Annotated in this window: 15 protein-coding genes and 2 pseudogenes; all 17 read left to right on the plus strand. The window is 46.4% G+C overall.

What is annotated here, in order from left to right; all coding sequences use genetic code 11:
• Positions 1-8: 8 nt before the first annotated feature.
• The gene (gene murB / locus DXA13_RS00545) at positions 9-956 is read left to right on the plus strand and encodes a UDP-N-acetylmuramate dehydrogenase (RefSeq protein WP_118241305.1); all 948 of its coding nucleotides are present in this window, start codon (positions 9-11) and stop codon (positions 954-956) included.
• A 68-nt stretch (positions 957-1,024) separates the two neighbouring features.
• Positions 1,025-1,899: pseudogene (gene rapZ, locus DXA13_RS00550) on the plus strand (RNase adapter RapZ).
• Positions 1,900-1,906: 7 nt separating this feature from the next.
• The gene (gene whiA / locus DXA13_RS00555; protein ID WP_118241222.1) at positions 1,907-2,860 is read left to right on the plus strand and encodes a DNA-binding protein WhiA; all 954 of its coding nucleotides are present in this window, start codon (positions 1,907-1,909) and stop codon (positions 2,858-2,860) included.
• A gap of 43 nt (positions 2,861-2,903) precedes the next feature.
• The gene (locus DXA13_RS00560) at positions 2,904-3,161 is read left to right on the plus strand and encodes an HPr family phosphocarrier protein (RefSeq protein ID WP_118241223.1); all 258 of its coding nucleotides are present in this window, start codon (positions 2,904-2,906) and stop codon (positions 3,159-3,161) included.
• A 358-nt stretch (positions 3,162-3,519) separates the two neighbouring features.
• The gene (locus DXA13_RS00565) at positions 3,520-6,987 is read left to right on the plus strand and encodes a DNA polymerase III subunit alpha (protein WP_118241306.1); all 3,468 of its coding nucleotides are present in this window, start codon (positions 3,520-3,522) and stop codon (positions 6,985-6,987) included.
• Positions 6,988-7,045: 58 nt separating this feature from the next.
• A complete protein-coding gene (gene pfkA / locus DXA13_RS00570; protein WP_118241224.1) occupies positions 7,046-8,020 on the plus strand; it encodes a 6-phosphofructokinase in 975 nt (324 codons plus the stop codon).
• A gap of 241 nt (positions 8,021-8,261) precedes the next feature.
• A complete protein-coding gene (locus DXA13_RS00575; protein WP_118241225.1) occupies positions 8,262-8,618 on the plus strand; it encodes a DUF6145 family protein in 357 nt (118 codons plus the stop codon).
• Positions 8,618-9,589 (plus strand): tRNA dihydrouridine synthase DusB, encoded by a 972-nt coding sequence (gene dusB, locus DXA13_RS00580; protein ID WP_118241226.1) that lies wholly within the window; start codon positions 8,618-8,620, stop codon positions 9,587-9,589. The genes DXA13_RS00575 and dusB overlap by 1 nt, the downstream gene beginning before the upstream one ends.
• A gap of 243 nt (positions 9,590-9,832) precedes the next feature.
• Positions 9,833-10,311: pseudogene (gene greA / locus DXA13_RS00585) on the plus strand (transcription elongation factor GreA).
• Between the two features lie 21 nt (positions 10,312-10,332).
• On the plus strand, positions 10,333-12,279 hold the full coding sequence (gene lysS, locus DXA13_RS00590) for a lysine--tRNA ligase (protein ID WP_118241307.1): 1,947 nt from the start codon (positions 10,333-10,335) through the stop codon (positions 12,277-12,279).
• A gap of 367 nt (positions 12,280-12,646) precedes the next feature.
• Positions 12,647-14,845 (plus strand): ATP-binding protein, encoded by a 2,199-nt coding sequence (locus DXA13_RS00595; RefSeq protein WP_118241227.1) that lies wholly within the window; start codon positions 12,647-12,649, stop codon positions 14,843-14,845.
• Positions 14,846-14,925: 80 nt separating this feature from the next.
• Positions 14,926-16,485: a sensor domain-containing diguanylate cyclase gene (locus tag DXA13_RS00600; protein WP_118241228.1), complete on the plus strand. Its 1,560-nt coding sequence runs from the start codon at positions 14,926-14,928 to the stop codon at positions 16,483-16,485.
• Between the two features lie 8 nt (positions 16,486-16,493).
• Positions 16,494-18,626, plus strand: coding sequence for a GGDEF domain-containing protein (locus DXA13_RS00605; RefSeq protein WP_243008903.1), 2,133 nt, complete (start codon positions 16,494-16,496; stop codon positions 18,624-18,626).
• Positions 18,548-19,219, plus strand: a complete 672-nt coding sequence (locus DXA13_RS21360) for an EAL domain-containing protein (RefSeq protein ID WP_243008904.1) — start codon at positions 18,548-18,550, stop codon at positions 19,217-19,219. The genes DXA13_RS00605 and DXA13_RS21360 overlap by 79 nt, the downstream gene beginning before the upstream one ends.
• A gap of 233 nt (positions 19,220-19,452) precedes the next feature.
• The gene (locus DXA13_RS00610) at positions 19,453-22,317 is read left to right on the plus strand and encodes a transporter substrate-binding domain-containing protein (protein ID WP_181995475.1); all 2,865 of its coding nucleotides are present in this window, start codon (positions 19,453-19,455) and stop codon (positions 22,315-22,317) included.
• A gap of 94 nt (positions 22,318-22,411) precedes the next feature.
• Positions 22,412-22,546, plus strand: a complete 135-nt coding sequence (locus DXA13_RS22245; protein WP_278287011.1) for a hypothetical protein — start codon at positions 22,412-22,414, stop codon at positions 22,544-22,546.
• A gap of 329 nt (positions 22,547-22,875) precedes the next feature.
• A complete protein-coding gene (gene ahpC / locus DXA13_RS00620; protein WP_118241230.1) occupies positions 22,876-23,439 on the plus strand; it encodes an alkyl hydroperoxide reductase subunit C in 564 nt (187 codons plus the stop codon).
• Positions 23,440-23,494: the final 55 nt, after the last annotated feature.

Below are 23,494 nucleotides of genomic sequence, written 5' to 3' on the forward strand. Positions count from 1 at the left end.
TCATGGATATGGAGATATTTCTGGAAAAACTCTGTACAGCTGTCGGAAAAGAGGCAGTGAAGACGGATGAACCAATGAGTAAGCATACCACATTCCGTGTGGGAGGACCGGCAGATTTTTTTGTGTCACCGAAAGATGAAGAAGGGCTGGTGTCTGCAGTCAGCCTCTGCAGGTCGTCAGGCATGCCTTTTTATATCCTTGGCAACGGGAGCAATCTCCTTGTAAGTGAAGATGGCTACCGCGGAGTGATGATTGAAACAGAAAAAGCGCTGAACTATGTGAAGGAAAGAGATGGACTGATAGAAGCCGGAGCGGGAATCCTGCTTTCAGCACTGGCGAGGGAAGCGCTCCGAATGTCACTTACGGGGCTGGAGTCCGCATCAGGAATTCCCGGAACCCTTGGAGGCGCAGTAGTAATGAATGCGGGTGCATACGGATTTGAGATGAAAGACGTGCTTGTTTCCGCCAGAGTTCTCAGCAGGGATGGGGAGATAAAAGAGCTTCCGGCAGAAGAACTGGATCTTGGCTACCGTCACAGCGTAATTATGGATGAGGGATATATTGTGCTCAGTGCATGTATTCGCTTACATAAGGGAGAACATGGAGCGATTCTGGACAGAATGGAAGAGCTGGCTGCTCAGAGAAGGAAGAAGCAGCCGCTGGAATATCCGAGCGCAGGCAGCACATTCAAGCGGCCGGAAGGGTATTTTGCAGGAAAGCTCATACAGGATTCGGGGCTCAGAGGATTTCAGGTAGGAGGAGCTCAGGTTTCTGAAAAACACTGTGGTTTCGTGATTAACCGGGGGCAGGCTACTGCAGATGACGTGATGGAATTGTGCAGGCAGGTTCAGAAACGGGTCTATGAACAATTCGGAGTAAAGATGGAAATGGAAGTCAGGCGTCTGGGAGAATTTCCGGATACGGAGCAGGAAGAAGTTTATCAGGGCGGTCAATAGGACGCGGAGCGCAGCTGACGGCAGTTTTGTATTGATTGAATGTATTGCGACATCATCGGAGGAAAGAAATGAGGCTTGTAATTGTAACGGGAATGTCCGGTGCAGGCAAGACAATTGCACTTAAGATTTTAGAGGATCTGGGATTTTACTGTGCAGATAATCTCCCTGTATCACTTGTGGAAAAATTTGCAGATCTGATCGTTGATAATCCCAACAATATGACGGGAGCTGCGCTTGGCCTGGATATCCGAAGCGGCGAGGGCCTTTCCGAAATGGATGAGGTTTTCCGCCATTGGGATGAAAAGGGAATTCCTCATGAAGTCCTGTTTCTGGACTGTACCGATGAAATTCTGATCAAAAGATATAAAGAAACGCGCAGGGCGCATCCTCTGGCAGGAAAGGGCAGAATTGACAAGGGGATTACCAGGGAGAGAGAAAAACTGGAGTTTTTGAAGGTAAAAGCTGATTATATCATAGATACCAGCATGCTGCTTACGAGAGAGCTGAGACAGGAGCTGGAAAAGATATTCATGAAAAATCAGGAATACGCTAATCTGTTTGTCACCGTTCTGTCCTTTGGATTTAAATATGGAATTCGTCCGATGCCGACCTCGTATTCGACGTCCGGTTCCTTCCGAATCCTTATTATGAGGAGGAACTGCGCAGCCATACGGGGGAAGAAATACAGGTACAGGAATATGTAAAGCAGGGGGGAAAAGCTGAAATTTTTCTGGAAAAGCTTTATGATATGATGGAATTTTTGATTCCCAATTATATTGCCGAAGGTAAAAATCAGCTTGTGATCGCCATCGGCTGTACGGGCGGCAAGCATCGTTCTGTCACGGTAGCGCGTGAGCTTTATGAAAAGTTAAAGGACCATGAAGAGTGGGGCCTGAAAATCGAACACAGAGATATAGATAAAGACAGCAAGAGGGGAAAGTGAGGAAGCGATGTCATTCTCTTCCAGAGTAAAAGAAGAACTTTCCAGGCAGATCAGCAGTGCGAGGCATTGTCAGATTGCAGAAATTGCAGCGATCATAAGCCTGTGCGGAAGAATACAGATATCGGAAGATGACAAATACTGTATTAAAATCCACACAGAAAATGTGGCAGTTGCAAGAAAGTACTTTACATTATTGAAAAAAACATTTAATATAGGAACTGATGTCTCAATCAGGCGAAATCCGTATCTTCAGAGAAATATGACTTATACGGTTATTATACATGAACATGAGGATGCCATACGCGTGTTGAAGGCGACAAAGCTTTTAAGATCAGACGGACAGATAATAGAAAATCTTTCTGTGGTGAAAAATGTAGTTACCCAGCAGGTATGCTGCAGAAGGGCATTTATTCGAGGCGCTTTTCTGGCCAGCGGTTCCATCAGCGATCCGGAGAAGTTCTACCATTTTGAAATTGTATGTGCGACAGAAGAGAAGGCAAGTCAGCTTCAGCATATGATGGCTTCTTTTGACCTGGATGCAAAAATCATCATGAGAAAGAAATATTTTGTTGTATATATTAAAGAAGGCAGTCAGATTGTGGATCTTTTAAATGTCATGGAAGCGCCTGTTTCTTTGATGGAACTGGAGAATATCCGGATTCTGAAGGAGATGCGTAACAGTGTGAACCGTCAGGTCAACTGTGAGACTGCCAATATTAACAAAACGGTATCAGCTGCGGTCAAGCAGATGGAGGATATTTCATATATCCAGGATACAATTGGTCTGGACAGCCTACCTGACAATCTTTCTGAGATTGCGAGAGAGCGGTTGTCACGGCCAGAAGCAACATTAAAAGAGCTTGGGGAAGCTCTGGATCCGCCTGTCGGTAAGTCTGGTGTTAATCACAGACTAAGAAAGCTGAGTGAACTTGCAGAAAAACTGAGGGATAGATGCAGATGAAGGAACGCTTAGACAGGCCGTCGAAGCAATGAGGAGGATTATTATGGTAAAGAAGACAGTCACGATTGAACTTTCGTCAGGATTGGATGCTCGTCCGGTAGCTATGCTGGTACAGCTGGCCAGCCAATATGAGAGCAGCATTTATTTGGAAACTGGAAGCTGCCGTGTAAATGCGAAGAGCATCATGGGTATGATGACCATCTGTCTGGTTAAGGGCGAAGAAGTCGTCGTAACCGTAGACGGAAATGATGAGGAAACAGCAATTGCAGAAATTCAGCAGTATCTCGTTGGAAACAACTGAAAGTTATTTGTACAATCACATAAGGCATTCAACAGAGAGGCGGTTCACAGATGAACGGCCTCTTTTCATTAATTAACGGATATGGTATAATGTCCACGTAAGCAATGAGCCATGTAGGATCGGATAAGGAAGTAATCACGTCGTGCTTGCACGTAAGAGAGTACTTCCTTGGCTGGGTATAGAGGGCGAAAGCCCGTGACCGAGATGTAGCGAAGCGCAATCGAGGCGCAATCGAGGCGCATGGCGAAGCGTAATCGAGGCGCATGGCGAAGTGTCGGGAAGCCGGAAATTCAAAGAGAGGTTCATGGCAGAAATCCGCCTGTTCCAGGCGAAATGCATAAGAAAAGGAGAAAAGAGAATGGCATTTACACACCTGCACGTCCATACGGAGTACAGTCTTCTGGACGGGTCCTGCAAGATAAAAGAGCTGGTGTCCAGAGCGAAGGAATTGGGAATGGACAGCATGGCGGTTACAGATCACGGCGTCATGTACGGCGTGATTGATTTTTACCGGGCAGCCAGGGAAGCAGGGATTAAACCGATTTTGGGAAGCGAAGTCTATGTGGCTCCAGGTTCCAGGTTTGACAGAGAAACAGGAGGGGGAGAAGACCGCTATTACCATCTTGTCCTTCTGGCTGAAAATGAAACAGGTTATAAAAACCTGATGAAAATTGTATCAAAAGGCTTTGTAGAAGGCTTTTATTATAAACCGAGGGTGGATTATGAGATCCTCGAACAATATCACGAGGGAATTATCGCACTGAGTGCCTGCCTCGCAGGAGAAGTTCAGAGATTCCTGTCCAGAGGCATGTATGACGAAGCGAAAAAATCTGCGTTAAAGTATGAGGGGATTTTCGGCAAGGGTAACTTTTTTCTGGAGCTTCAGGACCATGGAATACCGGCCCAGAAAAATGTGAACCAGGGACTTATGCGGATGAGCGCCGAGCTGGGCATCGACCTGGTGGCCACCAATGATATCCATTATACGTATGCAGAAGATATGAAAGCGCACGATATTCTGTTGTGTATTCAGACAGGAAAAAAAGTAGCAGATGAGAACCGAATGCGCTATGAGGGCGGGCAGTATTACTGCAAGTCTGAAGATGAGATGAAGAGCCTCTTCCCATATGCCCTCGAGGCGATTGAAAATACCCATAAAATTGCGGAGCGTTGCAATGTGGAAATTGAATTCGGAGTGACAAAACTTCCCCAGTATGAAGTGCCGGAAGGATTTGATGCCTGGGGATATCTGAATCATCTGTGCCTGGAAGGTATGAAAACAAGGTATCCGGATGACGACGGGACGCTGAAAGAGCGCCTGAACTATGAATTGGATGTCATCCATTCCATGGGGTATGTGGACTATTTCCTGATCGTATGGGATTTCATTCATTTTGCCAAATCCAACGACATCATCGTGGGACCGGGAAGAGGGTCGGCTGCAGGAAGTATCGTTTCCTACTGCCTTGGCATAACGGATATTGATCCGATCCGGTACAACCTGCTGTTTGAGCGTTTCCTGAATCCGGAACGTGTGTCCATGCCCGATATCGACGTGGATTTCTGCTTCGAACGGCGCCAGGAAGTGATTGACTACGTCGTGGAAAAATACGGGAAAGATCAGGTCGTTCAGATCGTCACATTCGGTACGCTGGCCGCCAAGGGAGTTGTCCGTGATGTGGGACGCGTACTGGATATGCCCTATGCAAAATGCGATATGATTGCAAAGATGATCCCGAATGATCTCGGCATGACTCTAGATAAGGCGCTGAAGGGCAGCCCTGATTTGAGAAACGCATATAATAATGACGATGAAGTAAAATATTTGATCGATATGTCAAAACGTCTGGAGGGCCTGCCGCGCCATACATCCATGCATGCTGCAGGAGTTGTAATCAGCCGTACGAACGTGGATGAGTACGTCCCGCTTTCCAGAGCGGCAGACGGAACGATTACGACCCAGTTTACCATGACGACTCTGGAAGAACTGGGACTTCTGAAAATGGATTTTCTTGGTCTTAGAACACTGACCGTAATTCAGAATGCGGTTAAGCAGGTGGAGCATAATAACCATATACAGCTGGAAATGCTGGATATCGATTATAATGATAAAAATGTTCTGGATATGATCGGAAGCGGTAAGGACGAGGGCGTGTTCCAGCTGGAAAGCGGGGGTATGAAGAGCTTCATGAAGGAATTGAAGCCTGAGAACCTGGAAGACATTATTGCAGGAATCTCTCTCTATCGTCCGGGTCCGATGGATTTTATACCGCGATATCTGAAGGGAAAAAACGATCAGTCGTCCATTACGTACGACTGCCCGCAGATGGAACCGATTCTGGAACCAACGTACGGCTGCATCGTATACCAGGAGCAGGTTATGCAGATTGTTCGCGACCTGGCGGGATATACAATGGGACGAAGCGACCTGGTTCGACGTGCCATGTCGAAGAAAAAAGCGTCTGTTATGGAGAAAGAACGCCATAATTTCGTCTATGGAAACGAAGAAGAGGGTGTAGCTGGCTGTATTCATAACGGGATTGACGAGAAGACGGCAAATCATATATATGATGAAATGACGGACTTTGCCAAATACGCGTTCAACAAGTCGCATGCTGCCTGTTATGCTGTTGTTTCCTATCAGACTGCATGGCTGAAATACTACTATCCGAGAGAGTATATGGCCGCACTTCTGACTTCCGTCATGGACAATGTGACGAAGGTATCGGAATATATTCTGACCTGCCGCCAGATGGGGATCGAAATCATGCCTCCTGACATCAATGTGGGATACAGCGGATTTTCCGTTTCCGACGGAGCGATCCGCTACGGCCTTTCTGCGATCAAGAGTGTGGGCAGAAACGTAGTAGACGCCATAATCAGTGAGAGAGAGGCGAACGGACCTTTCGTATCCATGGATAATTTCGTGGAACGAATGAGCAACAAGGAAGTAAATAAACGAACCTTAGATAATTTTATAAAATCAGGCGCCTTGGACAGCCTTCCTGGTACTAGGAAACAGAAAGTCCTGATTGCCCCGGAGATTCTGGACCAGAAAAACAGGGAAAGGAAGAACGTATTGGAAGGCCAGATGTCCCTTTTCGATTTCGTCGGGGAAGAGGAGAAACAGGATTATCAGATTACATTTCCGGATGTGGGGGAATTTCCGAAAGAAGAACTGCTGGCCTTTGAAAAGGAAATACTTGGCATTTATATCAGCGGCCATCCGCTTGACGACTATGAAGAGAGCTGGAGCAGGAATATTACGGCTAAAGCTACGGACTTCGTCGTGGACGAGGAAACGGATAAGGCCGTTGTGGAAGACGGCCAGCATGTGATCATCGGCGGTATGGTTTCCGGCAAAACAGTGAAAACTACAAAAACAAACCAAATGATGGCGTTTGTAACGCTGGAGGATCTGGCAGGTTCGGTAGAAGTTATCGTATTTCCAAAGGATTACGAAAAAAACAGGGATATGCTGACAGATGATGCCAAGCTTTTTATCGAAGGACGCGTTTCCGTGGGTGATGATCCGGTCGGAAAACTTGTCTGTGAAAGGATTGTGCCCTTCGATGATGTTCCGAAAGAACTGTGGATGCAGTTTGAGAATAAAGAAGAGTATATAGCCGCGGAAAGGGAATTTCTGGATGCCCTGAAAATGGCTGAGGGAAAGGATCATGTGATCGTTTATCTCCGGAAAGAAAAGGCAAAAAAGGTACTTCCTTCCAATTGGAATGTGAAGATTGACCAGGCTCTCATCGATACGCTTGTCAGGATGTATGGTGAAATAAATGTCAAAGTTGTTGAAAAACTATTGAAAAGATAGGGAAAATGCATTAGAATAACACGTGAAGTACGAACACTTTCATATGGAGGGAAAGACTATGGCGAAAGCAGTAAAGACGATTGGCGTATTAACAAGCGGCGGCGACGCACCAGGAATGAATGCCGCTATCCGTGCAGTAGTCAGAACCGCAATAAATAAAGGATTAAAAGTAAAAGGAATCATGAGAGGTTACGCAGGCCTCCTTCAGGAAGAGATAGTTGATATGGAGAGTACGAGCGTTGCTGACATCATCCATCGAGGCGGTACAATTCTTTATACAGCCAGATGCCAGGAATTTACAACAGCAGAAGGACAGCAGAAGGGTGCTGAAATCTGTAGGAAACACGGCATTGACGGCATTGTGGTTATTGGCGGAGATGGTTCCTTCCGCGGAGCAGGAAAATTATCCGCCCTTGGAATTAATACCATCGGACTCCCCGGTACCATTGATCTTGACATCGCATGTACGGACTATACAATAGGATTTGATACAGCAGTAAATACGGCAATGGAAGCGATCGACAAAGTACGCGATACCTCCACATCCCATGAACGCTGCAGCATTATCGAGGTTATGGGAAGGAACGCAGGTTATATTGCCCTTTGGTGCGGTATTGCCAACGGAGCTGAAGATATTCTTCTCCCGGAGCGGTATGACGGCAATGAGCAGGTTCTGATCAACAGAATTATAGAAAACAGAAAACGCGGCAAGAAGCATCATATTATTATCAATGCAGAAGGCATTGGGCATTCTGTTTCCATGGCGAAGAGAATTGAAGCTGCTACAGGAATTGAGACAAGAGCGACAATCCTCGGACATATGCAGCGCGGCGGTACGCCGACATGCAAGGACAGAGTCTATGCTTCAATCATGGGTGCAAAAGCAGTCGAGCTGCTGAGCGAAGGAAAGAGCAACCGCGTTGTGGCATACAAGCACGGAGAGTATGTGGACTTCGATATTCAGGAAGCGTTGAATATGAGCAAGGACATTCCGGAAGAGCAGTTCGAGATCAGCAAGATGCTGGTTCGATAATCATATAAAAGATAAAACGTATCAGGTGTAAGGAGCCGTTGCGCAGGCAATGGCCCCTTTTTATTGAAGGAGGCTGTTGCAAAAAGTCGAATAAGCCGTGCCACCGATACCAGATTCCGCTCCAGGCGGTGGCTAGTTACGAAATCTGATATCGGTGGCAATGTTTGATTCTTTTTTGCAATAACCTGTTAGAGGAAATGATGTCATGTAAAGCTTTCCTATAAAAAGAGGGAGAAAAATCATGGAAGATAAGCCGGCTGTACTATGCGGAGCAAACGCATATACGCAGAAATATTATTTTAACGATGAATTTGAAGGACTTCCGGAAGGGATCAAGAAAGAGCTGCAGATTATGTGCGTCTGGTTTGTGCAGGAGGTGGGCGGTGTCTTTATGATGGAATTCAAGCCTGACGGTACGCTGGAATTCCGCACAGAAGCAGACGAATACGACGGAAGCATCGACGAGATCGGCAGTTACCTGAAAATCAAACAGATCAGAGAGGAAAGGCAGGAACTGCTGGAATCCCTGGAACTCTACTTTAAAGTATTTTACCTGGGAGAAGAGGCCGATTTTCTGGACAGCGGGGAAGAAGAGTAATGCAGAAGGAAAACGGATTCAGAATAGGAAACGTCAAAATCGAAAACAGGCTGGCGCTTGGCCCTATGGCCGGTGTAACCGATCAGCCGTTCCGCCAGATCTGCAAGGAACAGGGATGCGGCCTTCTCTATACGGAAATGGTCAGTGCCAAGGCAATTTACTATAATAATAAGAACACGAAGGAACTGCTGGAGGTAAATGAGTCAGAGAGGCCCGTGGCGGTTCAGCTGTTTGGCTCCGATCCTGAGATCGTGAGCGAAATGGCAGCCAGGATTGAGGACGGTCCATTTGACATCATCGATTTCAATATGGGCTGTCCCGTTCCAAAGGTCGTGAACAACAGAGAAGGTTCCGCACTGATGAAGAATCCAAAACTGGTAGAAGAGATTTTCACAGCTTTGGTAAAGAAGGTGAAAAAGCCGGTTACGGTGAAGTTCCGCAAAGGATTTAACGAAGAGAACGTGAATGCGCCTGAGATCGCCAGAATTGTTGAGTGCTGCGGCGTCTCGGCAGTAGCTGTCCACGGCAGAACGAGAGAACAGTACTATTCCGGAAAAGCCGATTGGGACATCATCCGTCAGGTCAAAGAGGCAGTGCAGATACCGGTCATAGGAAACGGAGATGTTTTCACGCCTCAGGATGCAAAGCGGATGCTGGAAGAAACAGGCTGCGACGGAATTATGGTAGCCAGAGGGGCACAGGGAAATCCGTGGATATTCAGGGAGATTAACCACTATCTGGAAACGGGTGAAATTCTTCCCAGGCCTTCCAGGGAGGAACTGAAAAGTATGATTCTGCGCCATACCAGAATGCAGATCGAATTCCGCGGTGAACTGGCTGGAATGCGGGAAATGCGGAAGCATATTGCATGGTATACGACGGGACTTCCTCATTCAGCCGTCCTTCGCAATGAAGTGAACCAGATTACAGATTTTAAAACGCTGGAAGAATTTATTCAGACCAGACTTTAAAACCATAAAAAAGGCTAATTTCCATAATGGTTTTCTTGACAAGGATTAGTCTTTAAGCTATAATACTGTGAATGCGAGAAGGTTGAAAATGGCGGGGACTGTGCCTGATGAATCAGGGTGAGGGTTTTATTGATCACGGTTCAAAGTACCGTGTATAAAATTTCTAATAATGAATATGTTTATACAGGCTAACGGTCCGGAAGGCAGCCTTAAAGTAATTGAAAAAGGAAGGAAGCATGTACTATGGCTGAAAAGAAAAACATTTTAACATATGCGGGATTGAAGCAGTATGAGGATGAGCTTCAGAACCTGAAAGTTGTTAAGAGAAAAGAAGTAGCCCAGAAGATCAAAGAGGCGAGAGAACAGGGCGATTTGTCAGAGAATGCTGAATATGATGCCGCAAAGGATGAGCAGAGAGAAATCGAGCTTCGTATTGAAGAGCTTGAGAAACTGCTTAAAAACGCAGAGGTTGTAGTAGAAGAAGAAATTGATCTCGATAAGATTAATATTGGCTGTAAAGTTAAGGTATATGATACGGAATTCGACGAGGAGATGGAGTTCTCAATCGTTGGTTCCACAGAGGCCAACAGCCTTCAGAATAAGATTTCCAACGAATCGCCGGTAGGAAAAGCCTGATGGGAAGGAAAGCCGGAGATATTGTAGACGTTGAAACCCAGATGGGGATGATTCAGTACAGGGTTCTGGAAATTCAGAGAGTATAAGAAGACAAAGGAGTGGAAGAAGTGGCAGGAGAGCAGAAGCAGGCAGCAGGCCAGGAACAGGATTTAAATCAGTTGTTGAAGGTTCGCCGTGAGAAACTGGCGGAATTACAGGCAGCAGGTAAGGACCCATTTCAGATCACAAAGTATGATGTGACTGTGCACAGCACGGATATAAAAGATAATTACGGCGAGTTGGAAGGAAAAGAGGTATCCATCGCAGGACGTATGATGTCCAAGCGGGTGATGGGGAAGGCATCCTTCTGCAACGTTCAGGATTTAAAAGGAAATATCCAGTCTTACGTGGCAAGAGACAGCATTGGCGAAGAAGCCTATAAAGAGTTCAAAAAGATGGATATCGGTGACGTTATAGGCCTTAAGGGAACTGTCTTTACTACGAAGACAGGGGAAATATCCATCCATGCAACTTCTGTAGTTCTGCTTTCCAAGAGTCTTCAGATTCTTCCGGAGAAATTCCACGGACTGACGAATACAGATCTCCGCTACCGTCAGAGGTATGTGGATCTGATCATGAACGCCGAGGTTAAGGATACGTTTATCAAGCGTTCCAGGATCATTTCCAGCATTCGTAAATATTTGAGCCAGGAAGGCTTTATGGAAGTAGAGACTCCGATGCTCGTATCAAATGCAGGCGGAGCGGCGGCAAGACCGTTTGAAACTCATTTCAACGCGCTGGACGAAGACTTAAAGCTGCGTATTTCTCTGGAGCTGTATCTCAAGAGACTGATCGTGGGCGGCCTGGAAAGGGTATACGAGATCGGACGCGTATTCCGCAATGAAGGCCTTGACACAAGACACAATCCGGAATTCACCTTGATGGAGCTTTATCAGGCGTACACAGACTATAATGGAATGATGGATCTGACAGAGAAACTTTACCGATTTGTGGCACAGGAAGTTCTTGGAACGACCACAATCACTTACAACGGTATTGAAATGGATCTGGGAAAACCGTTTGAACGCATTACCATGGTAGATGCAGTTAAGAAATATTCCGGCGTTGATTTCAGTGTAATCACCACTCTGGAAGAAGCCAGAGCGGCAGCGAAAGAAAAAGGCGTCGAATTTGAAGAGAGACACAAGAAGGGCGATATTCTGAACCTGTTCTTTGAAGAATTTGTGGAAGAACATCTGGTGCAGCCCACCTTTGTTATGGACCACCCGGTAGAGATCTCTCCGCTGACGAAAAAGAAACCGGAAAATCCTGAATATGTAGAGCGTTTCGAGTTCTTCATGAACGGATGGGAAATGGCAAATGCATATTCTGAGTTAAATGATCCGATCGACCAGAGAGAACGTTTTGCCGCTCAGGAAGAACTGTTCGCACAGGGAGATGAAGAGGCCAATCATACGGATGAAGACTTCTTAAATGCCCTTGAAATCGGCATGCCTCCGACTGGCGGTATCGGTTTCGGTATTGACCGTATGGTTATGCTGCTTACAGATTCTGCTGCGATCAGGGATGTACTGCTGTTCCCGACGATGAAGACGCTGGGGGGAAATGACGCTTCTAAGAAAGTGGAAAAGGCGGTTGAGGCCATTGCCGTGACAGAGGAAAAAAGTGTAGAAAAGATCGATTTTTCCAACGTCAAGATCGAGCCGCTGTTTGAGGAAATGGTTGATTTTGAGACATTTGCAAAGTCTGATTTCCGCGCTGTGAAGATTAAAGACTGTGTGGCAGTTCCGAAGAGCAAGAAGCTGCTTCAGTTTACGTTAGATGACGGAAGCGGTGAGGACCGCACAATTTTAAGCGGAATCCACGAGTATTATGAGCCGGAAGAACTGATTGGAAAGACGGCAATTGCCATTGTGAATCTGCCGCCTCGTAAGATGATGGGCATTGATTCCTGTGGAATGCTGATTTCAGCAGTTCATGAAGCAGATGGAAAAGAAGGACTGAATCTTTTACTGGTGGATGACAGGATTCCGGCAGGAGCGAAGCTGTATTAAGAGCCGGGAAAGAAATCGATTTCTCGATAAGTAATTGTCCTTTGTACCATTTTTGTGCCACTTAGAACAGAATTTATGGAAACGAATAAATGCATGGATGACTGCGCTGGAATTTCAGTGCGGCTGTCCATGCATTTTTATGCATAAGCGATTCCAACTTGTATACGGCCAATGAGATTACTGAAAGGATTTACGCCGCTGATGCGATTGCATGCCCCGCTTTATCGGGTACAGCGCCCGGCGCGACAGTTCGCTTTAGCGAATTCTTTGTTATGAAACGAGTTATATTGCTTTTACAAAACAGATCAGATATAATAGAAACAATATGTTTTTACATAATAAGATGCAGGAAATCGGGGAGAGGCTTATGAGTCTGAAATTAGAGCAGTTTATGAATGATACATTTGACGCCATGTATGAGAATGATACGCTCGAACAGGCGGTACTACAGGTGTTGAGACAGATATCCGGCTTCTTCCAGGCGGATTATGCTTATCTGATCGTGATATCTGAGAATGGGGACAGGATAGATAACATATATGAATGGCCGGAGCAGAATGAAATCGCCATGGCTGATCAGCTGACAGGCAGTCCCTGCGAGTTAGGAGCTGCTGAAACTGTCGGACAGGAGGGAATGATCTGTACCGATCGAGATCAGCTGCCTCAGAGAATGAAAACGTTATTTACAGAGTATGGAGTCCGCGCGCTGTTCCAATACCCGGTTCAGGATCATGGACATCTGTTTGGATTTGTGGGAATATGTGATTGCGGCAGACAAAGAGAAGACTGGAGTGACCAGCTTACGGTGCGCAGGGCATTCAGCTATCTGTCACGTGTTTTATCGGTTTTTCTCCAGAAGACGAGACAAAAAGAACGGATGGAGCGGTATCAAAAGCAGCTGGAAGACTCTCTGAAACGGTCGGAGCAGGAAGTGGAAACAGCGTATAAAATCCTGGATCAGATATCTTCCGGCGTGGTGATATTAAAGATGCCTTCCTATGATAAACTGCTTCCGGTCTATGGCAATTTAGGCCAATACCGCATGCTTGGAATTGAGAGAACGGCAGTGAATGCCAGTGTGCCGGATGAGAAAGAAGCGGAATTGGAAAGTCAGTATTTTGACGATGCGTTTGCGGGAGTTCATCCTGACGATATGAAACGGGTGCGAAACGCTTACAAGGAAGGCTATCAGACGGATCATTTTACGGTCAGGCAATACCGCCTTCTCCGTGGAGACGGCAATTATGTCTGGGTAAATGCCGATCTGCGCCTTCAAAAATGCACGCCGGAATACAAGCTGTTCTATGCGACATATACAGATGTCACAGAAGAACACGATCTGCAGATGCAGCTGCGGGAGGCGCTGGAACAGCAGACGGTGATTTCTTCAGAGCTAGAGAAGGTCAGCAATGCGAAGACAGACTTCCTATCCAGGATGAGCCACGATATCAGGACGCCAATGAATGCCATTCTGGGATTGACGGCCCTGGCAAAAAACGAACTGGACCATATGGAGAACGTAAAGTCCTATCTGGATAAACTGGAATCGTCGGGACAGTTTTTAATGGGCCTGCTGAACGATATTCTTGATATTTCGAAAATTGAAAAGAACGCCATCAGCCTCCATCCGGAACCATATGAAATTGATGAATTCAGACGTCAGGTGGAAGCCTTGATTATTCCACAGTGTATACAGAAGGAGATCGAATTCATATTTGATAAGGATGAGGTAACGCATCCCTGTATTATGCTGGATAAGCTGCGCTTTAATCAGATTATTTTTAACCTCCTCAACAACGCGGTAAAGTATACGCCCAGGGGAGGACGAATTGAGCTTCGGGTGAGAAATCTGGAAGAACGGGATGGCAGGCTGCACAAGCAGATCGTGGTCCGTGATAATGGAATCGGTATGAGCGGGGAATTCCAGAAACACATGTATGAGCCGTTTACCCAGGAAGGCAGAAAGACATCGGATTCCGATGGAAGGAACTCCGGACTTGGGCTTGCGATTGTCAAATCAATGGTAGAGCTGATGGGCGGAACCATTCAGGTGAAAAGCGAGATGGAAAATGGGACGGAATTCATTGTGGATCTGTGGGTGGATTTCGTGCCGGAATCAGCCTCTATGCAATCGGAAGATGTGGAACGTGATATTTCATTAAAGGGGCTTCGTGTTCTTCTCTGTGAAGACAATGAACTGAATACGGAGATCGCTGTTTATCTGCTGGAAAATGCGGGTGCTGTTGTGGACTGTGCCAAAAACGGCCTGGAGGCTGTAGAAAGATACCGGGATTCCGAACCAGAACGCTATGACGTAATCCTGATGGACATCAGAATGCCGGTTATGGACGGCCTGGAGGCCGCCAGGAATATCCGCGCCCTTAAACGGCCGGATGCAATTGCGGTACCAATATTTGCAATGACGGCGAATGCCTATGAGGAAGACATAGAAATGAGCAGGAAGGCAGGAATGAACGAACACCTGTCAAAGCCGATCGAAGCTGGAATATTATGCAGAATGATTCGAAAATATACAGATCAGAGCAAGAAGAAACAGATGGAATAATTTAATAAAGAGAAGGCATGCATGTATTTACAACAGCTATCTGACCTTAATCTTCAGTAACAGAAAGGCCATGGTATATTATGAATGAGAATAAAAACAAGAACAAGGATAAGAACAGCGGATGGCAGATATCGTTTTCTCCGATTCTGCGATATAGCGCCGTGTTCTGCCTGATGACGCTGGTTATTATGCTGCTGGGCGCCGCCGTTCTCTCTGTGGGCAGGATGAAATCGGATGCCCGCGCTTCGCTCGCCAGCGTCCATGCACAGACGTCGCAGCGCGTCAATGAATCCATTACGCTTTTAGAGTCCCTTGCCAGCCTGCCGGAATTTTATGATCCGGAGGTGCCCCCAATTGAAAAGGTAAAAAAACTGGATCAGATGTCTCCTTACTTCGGATATCTGATGATTTGTTATGTGGATTCCGATATTACGGTTTATTCCGACGGATCGGAACCTGCCAGCCTTGCCAGCCGCGATTATATGCAGAAGCTGTTTTCTACCGGTAAGAGACAGGTTACGGACAGTTTTGCAGCCGGTGCCGACGGCGTGACACTGAACTATACGGTGGCCGTACCGCTGGTTGAAAGCAGGGGAAATATCACAGGCTGCCTGTTCTGCGCCATTTATTTTGACGAAGTCATGGATATTCTGGAAAAGTCTGCCGGAATCAACGGCTCCGACGCAACCCTGATCGGTTCTCAGGGACAGATCATGACTTCTACGGCAGGGCTTTCTTACGGGGATCCGATTATGAATACACTGCGCAGTTCCACCCTGTTCGGTACGACTGCGGATAAACTGCAGGAGCAGTTTCTGGCTGCAATTCCGGGAGAATACTGGAGCATACGGAATGGAGATCTCTATTATACGGTTTATCAGCGCGTGGAAAATACGTCATGGGATATCATGTGTTCCGTTAATTTCGGAACTGTATTTTCAAAAATCATCCCAAGCCTGGTACTCGTGTCCGGATTGACTGTTCTGCTGTGTTTCGGACTTATGTATCTATTAAAAAGATATATTGCAAAGCAGATGGAGATCGTGGATGTACTGGTTCATTCCGTGGAAGAACTGGAAAAGAAAATATATCAGGATGAACGGCCGGAGGATTTGGATTTTAATGAGATTATACGTCTGACCAGCAATGGTCTGTCAGACAGCTTGACGGGAGTGGTTACCCGATCCGTATTTTTGAATCAGGCGGAGGCACAGATGAAGAAGATCGATCCGAATCTCGTCAGCGCTCTCTGCTTTGTAGATATGGATAATCTGAAATATATTAACGATACATACGGTCACAGCGGAGGAGATGTTGCGCTGAAAAGCGTCGGTTATATCCTGAGGGAATATGAAAAGAGGTATGACGGTGTAATCGGCCGGTACGGCGGTGATGAATTCGTAATGCTTCTGACAGGTCTGGATGATGAAAATGAGCTGCAGGGCGTGATGAATGAACTCGTACTCAGGCTCCATTCAGAAGTAGGGTCCGGTGGTCAGAACATACCTGTCCAGTGCAGTGTGGGTGTTTCCTTATACCGCCCGGGAGTGGAATTAAATCAGTTGATTGCAGAGGCGGATGAAGCGCTGTATTTTGTAAAACAAAACGGAAAAGGCTATTACAAAATTCAAAAGAATTGAGGTAATATATGAAACTGCAAAGAAAACGGCAGATATTGTACTGCCTGGTAATCCTGATCGTTTTGGCTCTGACGGCAGTAACCGGAGTTCTGCTGCGTAGCACCTTTATGGATATTCGCCAGCGGGAAGTGAAGCAGATTCTTCATTTTTACAGTGACAATATTATGCTGCAGCTCCATGGAAACCTGAATGAAGCGGATACACTCGCCCAGATGGCTCTCACTGCGGAGGATGGAAATAACGAATGGTTTGAAAAGGCAGCGGCTCCCCTTCTGGAAAAAGAAGAGGTACGATACGTCTGTTTGGTTGATGGGGATATCATGGACATTGCGCTGCCGAAGGATAGATATGGGAGTCAGGTGGGTCATGATCTGAAGGATTTTTCATACGTTTATACAATGGCAAAAGTGGTGAAAGAACTCGTAGTGGAAGGCCCGGTCATCATGGAATCGGACACCGACAGTCAGGAGGTGTTCCTTTTTCTTCAGCCGATTATAGGGAACGGAGCTTATCTGGGAGAAGTCGTGGTGGCGCTGGACCGTGATTTTGTGCTGCAGCAGTTTGGACTGGATTATCTGGCTGATCAGGGATATGATTATGAGCTCTGGCGTGTGGATCCACAGAACGGTAATAAGGAAGTCGTAGCTGTTTCACAGGATGGAATTGACTTTTCCCATGCAGCCAAAACGACATTTTATCTGCCGACACAGTGGAACCTCAGCATTCAGCCGACAAATGGATGGATCAGCTCTGCATATAATACAGGGATAGCCGTGATCTGTTCATTGACGGCTATTCTGCTCCTGTTACTTGCCTGTTCCATTTATAAGCTGTTCGTCCAAAAGCGTATTCTGACGCAGTATGAGCGGAAAGACGGTCAGACCGGATTGTATAACCAGGTGGGGTTTACAGAAGCTTTGGATCAATGGAAATCCGGCGCGGGCAGCCAGATCATTCTTTTTTATTTTGTTTTTGAAGGATACGGTCAGGTTTCCCAGGCGATCGGTCTGAGTGAGGAAGCAGTTTTTCTGAAGAGTATTCCGGGGCGTTTGGAGGAATTTATTGAGAATCCGTTTATTGCAGGATACTTTGGTTCCGGCCATTTCGCAGTTGCCGTCCGTGAAGACATGAATGATAACCAGCAGGAGGATTTTGCCAAAGGCCTGTCTCTGGAGCTCCTGATGAAGGTTCGTCTATACGGAGAGAAGAGCTTTCTAAACGCCCGATATCAATATATTCGATGCAGTCAGGGCAGAACGGCGTCGGAAGAGATTGCCGCCGTCATCCGGGATTATTACATGCGCCAGTCCAAAGAGTCTCCCGTGCGCATGCTGACTGAAAAATGCCGAATGCTGATAGAGGGTCAGAATGATGTGGTGTTTGATGAGTATACGGATCTGGAAATGATGGAACTGTCTAAAACATTCAACCAGTACCGTAAACAGGTAGAGCAGATGGCCTATACGGACCCGATGTTCCACGTGGGCAATCGGAGAAAATATCTGAGAGATGCCAATATGCTGATTTCCTATGATCAGAAGCGGCGGTTTCGCCTCTTCTGCGTGGATATCTGTTCATTCAGCCAGTATAATGAACTGTTCAGCGCCGATATTGGGGATCAGATTCTCCGCGAGGTTCTGCAGCGGCTTTCACACCCGTTCGGAACGTATCTGTACAGGATTAACGGTGACGTTTTTCTTGGGATATCCATGTCGGGAGAAAACGAGGAAATAGTTGCAGCCAGACTGCAGCAGCTGTTCTCCGATCCTGTATCGGCAGGAAACGCCTCCTTTGCCCTTCAGGTGCGGATTGCGGTGTGTGAGTATCCGGCATACGGAGACACCCCGGAGGTGCTTCTCGACCGCATCCAGACAGCGCTGCGCTTTGCCAAGGAATCCAATCAAAAGATCATGGTTTACAGCCACAGTCTGGATAGAATAATACGGACGGAAGCGGATATTCTGCGGCGGTTGAAATCAGGAATACAGCAGCGGTCTCTCGAAGTGTGGTATCAGCCATTATGCACCTGGAAACGGGAACTTATGCGGCTGCGGAAGCTCTGGTGCGCCTGCCGGACGGAAAAGGCGGCTATTTTTCAGCATTTCAGGTCATTTCGCTGGCAGAGCGCAGCGGAATGGTAGAACAGTTGGGAGATTACGTACTGAACGAGGCATGCCGCTTCATGTATACACGTGGGAAAGAGCTGGGACTGAAACGGATGAGTATTAATCTTTCGGTTCAGCAGCTTCTGGTGGGCAACAGCGCCGATCATCTGCTGGAACTGATTCATCAGTCAGGAGCTGATGCAACCGGGATTACTCTGGAAATTACCGAGAGCATCCTCATTCAGTCGATTGCTCGGGCTTCTGCGGCGCTGGAAAAGCTGAGACAGCAGGGAATTCATATTGCGCTTGACGATTTTGGCGTGGGATACAGCAGCCTGAACTACCTGTCCAACCTTCCGGTAGACGTAATAAAGATTGACCGGTCTCTGACGCAGCAGATTCTTACCAATCCAAAGCAGTATGCTCTGCTTCGGTCCATTGTGGAGATGGCGGGGATCAATTCCCTGTTGGTTGTTGCGGAAGGAGTGGAGACGGAAGAGGAGCAGAAAATGATTTCTGCTTCAGGAGTACAGTATATTCAGGGATATTATTATGCCCGTCCAATGAAGGAAGAGAAGATGGTACAGTTTCTGCTTTCACAGAAGGCATGTGACGGTGGGGAAATATAAAAGAAGAAAAGGCCGTCCTGTCAATTTATTGAAAGAGCAGCTCCGTATATGCGCAGGAGAAAATGCGGTTGAAACGATTTTTAATAGAAAGAAAAGGCGGCTGTAACAGCAGTCAGAATATCGAGTGCTGATTAAAAAATATAATCGCTTGTGCTCCAGCACTATTCCCTATATAATGAAGTAGAATGATCGGATTACAATTTTTGATATTGAGACAGAAGGAGAAAGCCGTTGTGAGCATTAGAAGCAGAAAGTACAGATTCCAAGCTGTAGTCGTTTTTTTAATCCTTACTCTGAGCCTTTGCACATATGCATTTTCCGTATATGGGCAGGAAATACAGAATGAGGAAAAAGAAAATGAGGGAACAGAGTCCCGGATTGTTAAAGTGGGTTTTACTCAGGTAAAAAATTTTAGTGAAAAGGACGAAAATGGTCATTACAGCGGACTGATCATCGACTATCTGAATGAAATTTCGAAATATACCAACTGGAAATATGAATTTGTGGAATGCGACAATGATGCGATTGTAGAGCTGCTGGCCTCCGGCGAAATCGACCTGATGGGCGGTATGTTTTATGACGATAGCCTGAGAAAGCTCTATGATTATCCGGATTACAACATGGGGTATAATTATGGAGTTCTGTTTGCCCGCAGGGATGACAGAAGTATCCGTGATAAAGATATAGAATCCCTTCAGGGAAAGCGGATTGGCGTGTATGCAAATGCAACGGAGAAAATACAGCGCCTGAAACGATATCTGGAGTTTAATCATATCGATTGCGGATTTGTGTATTATGACAAGGAAGACATGATCGATGAAACCCTGCATTATTATCTGGAAAGCGGCGAGGTTGATCTTCTGCTGGGAAATGATATGGAAGCCGACGGTAAATTCCGGATTGCGGCAGAATTCCAGGCTCAGCCCTACTACTTTGCTACGACAAAAGGCAATAAGGAAGTGCTGGACGGGCTAAACTATGCTCTGGGGCAGATTATGGACTGTATGCCGGACTTCATAGAAAAGAACTATAGAAAGCATCTGGCAGATTCCCAGAGCATTCAGATCAGCTACACACAGGAAGAACTTGAATTTATACGTCAGACAAAAGAGATTCGGGTGGCGGTCGTACGCAAATTCCATCCGTTCTACTGCATGGAAGACGAGGATGCACATAGTGGTATCATCCCGGATCTACTGAATGAGATCGAGGCAGCGACCGGGCTTAAATTTACTTATGTTTTGGCAGATTCTTATGAGGAAATGCTGCAGCTGGTAGAGGACGGAAGCGCTGATATGGCTGGCTGCTTTATTGATCAGGAAGAATTTGCTGCGGAGAAGGGACTGGCCCTGACTCTGCCATATGTATCTTTTGACAACGTAATTGTAAAAAATAAATCGGTGACGTATCCGTCTGAGGGACTGACGGCGGCTGTGCTGAACGGGAGAAAACTGCCTGATACGGTTATGGCGGACCAGGTCATGTACTGTGAAAATGTGGAAGATGGAATTGATGCAGTAAACAGAGGGAAAGCAGATTACATGTACGGAATTTCATCATCCCTTGAACGGGCAATACAAAGCCGCCGCATAACGGGTGTAACCATTTTCTCATTAAATGAAAATGAGAGCGAGGTGGCGTTTGCGCTACCAAGGCCAGCTTCGGTCCCGTTATTGAAAATTATGAATAAGGCGCTGGGCAATCTCACTGTCGAGCAGAAAGAAAAAATAGAAAATCAGAATGCTATTTCTGCTGCAACGGAACCGCTGACACTCCAGACGCTCCTGTATTCCAACCCGATCGAAGTGATCAGCGTACTGGCAGTGTTCCTTCTTCTGATTATTGTGATCATTGCACTGGGAGCAAGAGCAAAGATACGAAGAACGATAATGGCAGAGGAACTGCGCAAAGCTGAAGCAGCCAGCCAGGCCAAGAGCAATTTCCTTTCGAAAATGTCTCATGAGATCAGAACGCCGATGAACGCCATTGTGGGATTATCGAGTTTGGCGGCGATCTCCGGAGAAGCATCGCCGAAGGTTCAGGGATATCTGCAGAAAATTCAGTCTTCGTCCGAATACCTGCTCTCCCTGATCAATGATATTCTTGATATGTCCAGGATTGAAAATGACAAGATGTCCATTTCCCATGAAAAATTCGATATGTCTGCTATGCTGAACGAGGTTGAAAATATTATCAGGGCTCAGGCGGAACAGAAGAACATCGAATGTACATTCCAAATCGAATTGAAGCACAATTGGTTTGTGTCGGATTCCATCCACCTGAAGCAGGTGCTTCTAAACCTGCTGGCGAATGCAGTAAAATTCACCTCGGATGGAGGCAGAATCGGACTGGAAATTCATGAGCGTTCCTGCAGCGAAGGAACAGCTGAGATTTCTTTTGCCGTATGGGATAACGGTATCGGAATTGCACCGGAGAATCAGGAACGAATATTTGAAGCGTTTGAACAGACGGGAACGAGCGTTTCGAAGAGCGCAGGAACGGGACTTGGACTTGCGATCTGCAGGAGTATTGTAGATAAGATGGGCGGTGAAATCTCCATTAAAAGTGCGCTGGGAGAAGGAACAGAATTCGCCTTCCAGCTTGAGATTGAGCTATGCACGACGGAAGCAGCGGAAGGCTGCGGCAGGGACGAACAGGACCGGGAAGCAAACGATCCGGACAAAACATATGATTTTAACGGAATTCGCGTGCTGCTGGCAGAAGACAATACGTTGAACGCAGAAATTGCAACAGAATTGCTGGAGATACAGGGAGCCATTGTAGAAGTTGCACGAAACGGACAGGAAGCGGTTCATTCCTTTGCGGAGAGCAAAGACGGATATTATCAGCTGATTCTCATGGACATTCAGATGCCCATAAAAACGGGATTGGAAGCGGCAAAGGAAATCCGTGCGGGAGTACATCCTCAGGCGCAAACGATCCCGATCGTGGCAATGACGGCCAATTCCTTCCAGGAAGACGTGGATGCCGCAATGAACGCAGGAATGAATGGCTTCGTTCCAAAGCCGGTGAATATTCAGTATCTGTACCATGTATTAGAAAATATTCTTAGGAATGACGGAAAGGGAAATCAGTAATCGATCGTCTGCGACTCTTAATAATAAGAAGAATAATACAAAGATTTTTCGGAAAAGATAACAGTACGGGTCAATTTTGGTCAGGAGGTGCTGTATGCAGTCTTTGGCAGAAGTGAAGGCGGGCAGTACGATCAACGTTCTGCACCATGGAAGAGACAGCATGATTATATGCCGTGACGATATACGTCTTGCAACTGGTAAAGAAGTTGCTGAGAGGATAAAGGTATAACAGAGGATGTTGCAAAAAGGAATAGAGCATTGCCGCCGATACCAGATGTAGTGACTTGGCCACCGCCTGGAACGAAATCTGGTATCGGCGGCAATGCGGATTCGACTTTTGCAACACCCTCTGTTTGCATCTCTAAGGCATATGTATAAATATGGAATCTCTGCCATTTTAAGAGCAGTATACAAAATCATGACTAAAAAGATAATAATTATCATTATTAATCTATTGACTCGGAGATTGTGCGATGTTATTATATAGAAAGTTAGTTAAGACTAACGATAATGATAACGCGACAGTTCACTATTAATCGATTATGGAGGTATAAACTGATGTCATTAATCAACAAAGAAGTAAGTGAATTTACAGTGCAGGCATATGCGGACGGCAACTTTAAAGAAGTATCCAGAAAGGATATCCTGGGAAAATGGTCCGTGTTCTTCTTTTATCCGGCAGACTTTACATTTGTATGCCCGACAGAGTTGGAAGACCTGGCAGACAAATATGAAGAATTCAAAAAAATAGGATGTGAGATTTACAGCGTATCCTGTGATACTCACTTCGTCCACAAGGCATGGCATGACGTATCAAAAACAATTCAGAAGATCCAGTATCCGATGCTGGCAGATCCGACAGGAAAGCTGGCGCGCGATTTCGAGGTCATGATCGAGGCGGACGGACTGGCTGAAAGAGGAAGCTTTATCGTGAATCCGGAAGGAAAAATAGTTGCATACGAGGTGATTGCAGGTAATGTGGGAAGAAATGCGGAGGAACTGTTCCGCCGCGTACAGGCATCACAGTTCGTAGCTGAGCACGGCGATCAGGTGTGCCCGGCGAAATGGCAGCCAGGCGCTGAAACTCTGAAGCCAAGCCTGGATCTCGTCGGATTGCTTTAATCAGGTATAGAGGGTGCTGCAAAAGAAGGAAGCGGACAAGATCTGGTTTTACTTC

It is taken from the genome of Clostridium sp. AM58-1XD, assembly GCF_003464085.1.
Classification (GTDB): Bacteria; Bacillota; Clostridia; order Lachnospirales; family Lachnospiraceae; genus Lachnoclostridium_A.

What these genes read in the sequence shown, in the direction of transcription:
- DXA13_RS00600 (WP_118241228.1), top strand. Translation starts at nt 14,926, where the DNA reads ATGAATGAGAATAAAAACAAGAACAAGGATAAGAACAGCGGATGGCAG.
- DXA13_RS00595 (WP_118241227.1), top strand. Translation starts at nt 12,647, where the DNA reads ATGAGTCTGAAATTAGAGCAGTTTATGAATGATACATTTGACGCCATG.
- murB (WP_118241305.1), top strand. Translation starts at nt 9, where the DNA reads ATGGAGATATTTCTGGAAAAACTCTGTACAGCTGTCGGAAAAGAGGCA.
- DXA13_RS00565 (WP_118241306.1), top strand. Translation starts at nt 3,520, where the DNA reads ATGGCATTTACACACCTGCACGTCCATACGGAGTACAGTCTTCTGGAC.
- dusB (WP_118241226.1), top strand. Translation starts at nt 8,618, where the DNA reads ATGCAGAAGGAAAACGGATTCAGAATAGGAAACGTCAAAATCGAAAAC.
- DXA13_RS00605 (WP_243008903.1), top strand. Translation starts at nt 16,494, where the DNA reads ATGAAACTGCAAAGAAAACGGCAGATATTGTACTGCCTGGTAATCCTG.
- pfkA (WP_118241224.1), top strand. Translation starts at nt 7,046, where the DNA reads ATGGCGAAAGCAGTAAAGACGATTGGCGTATTAACAAGCGGCGGCGAC.
- DXA13_RS22245 (WP_278287011.1), top strand. Translation starts at nt 22,412, where the DNA reads ATGCAGTCTTTGGCAGAAGTGAAGGCGGGCAGTACGATCAACGTTCTG.
- DXA13_RS00575 (WP_118241225.1), top strand. Translation starts at nt 8,262, where the DNA reads ATGGAAGATAAGCCGGCTGTACTATGCGGAGCAAACGCATATACGCAG.
- DXA13_RS00560 (WP_118241223.1), top strand. Translation starts at nt 2,904, where the DNA reads ATGGTAAAGAAGACAGTCACGATTGAACTTTCGTCAGGATTGGATGCT.
- whiA (WP_118241222.1), top strand. Translation starts at nt 1,907, where the DNA reads ATGTCATTCTCTTCCAGAGTAAAAGAAGAACTTTCCAGGCAGATCAGC.
- ahpC (WP_118241230.1), top strand. Translation starts at nt 22,876, where the DNA reads ATGTCATTAATCAACAAAGAAGTAAGTGAATTTACAGTGCAGGCATAT.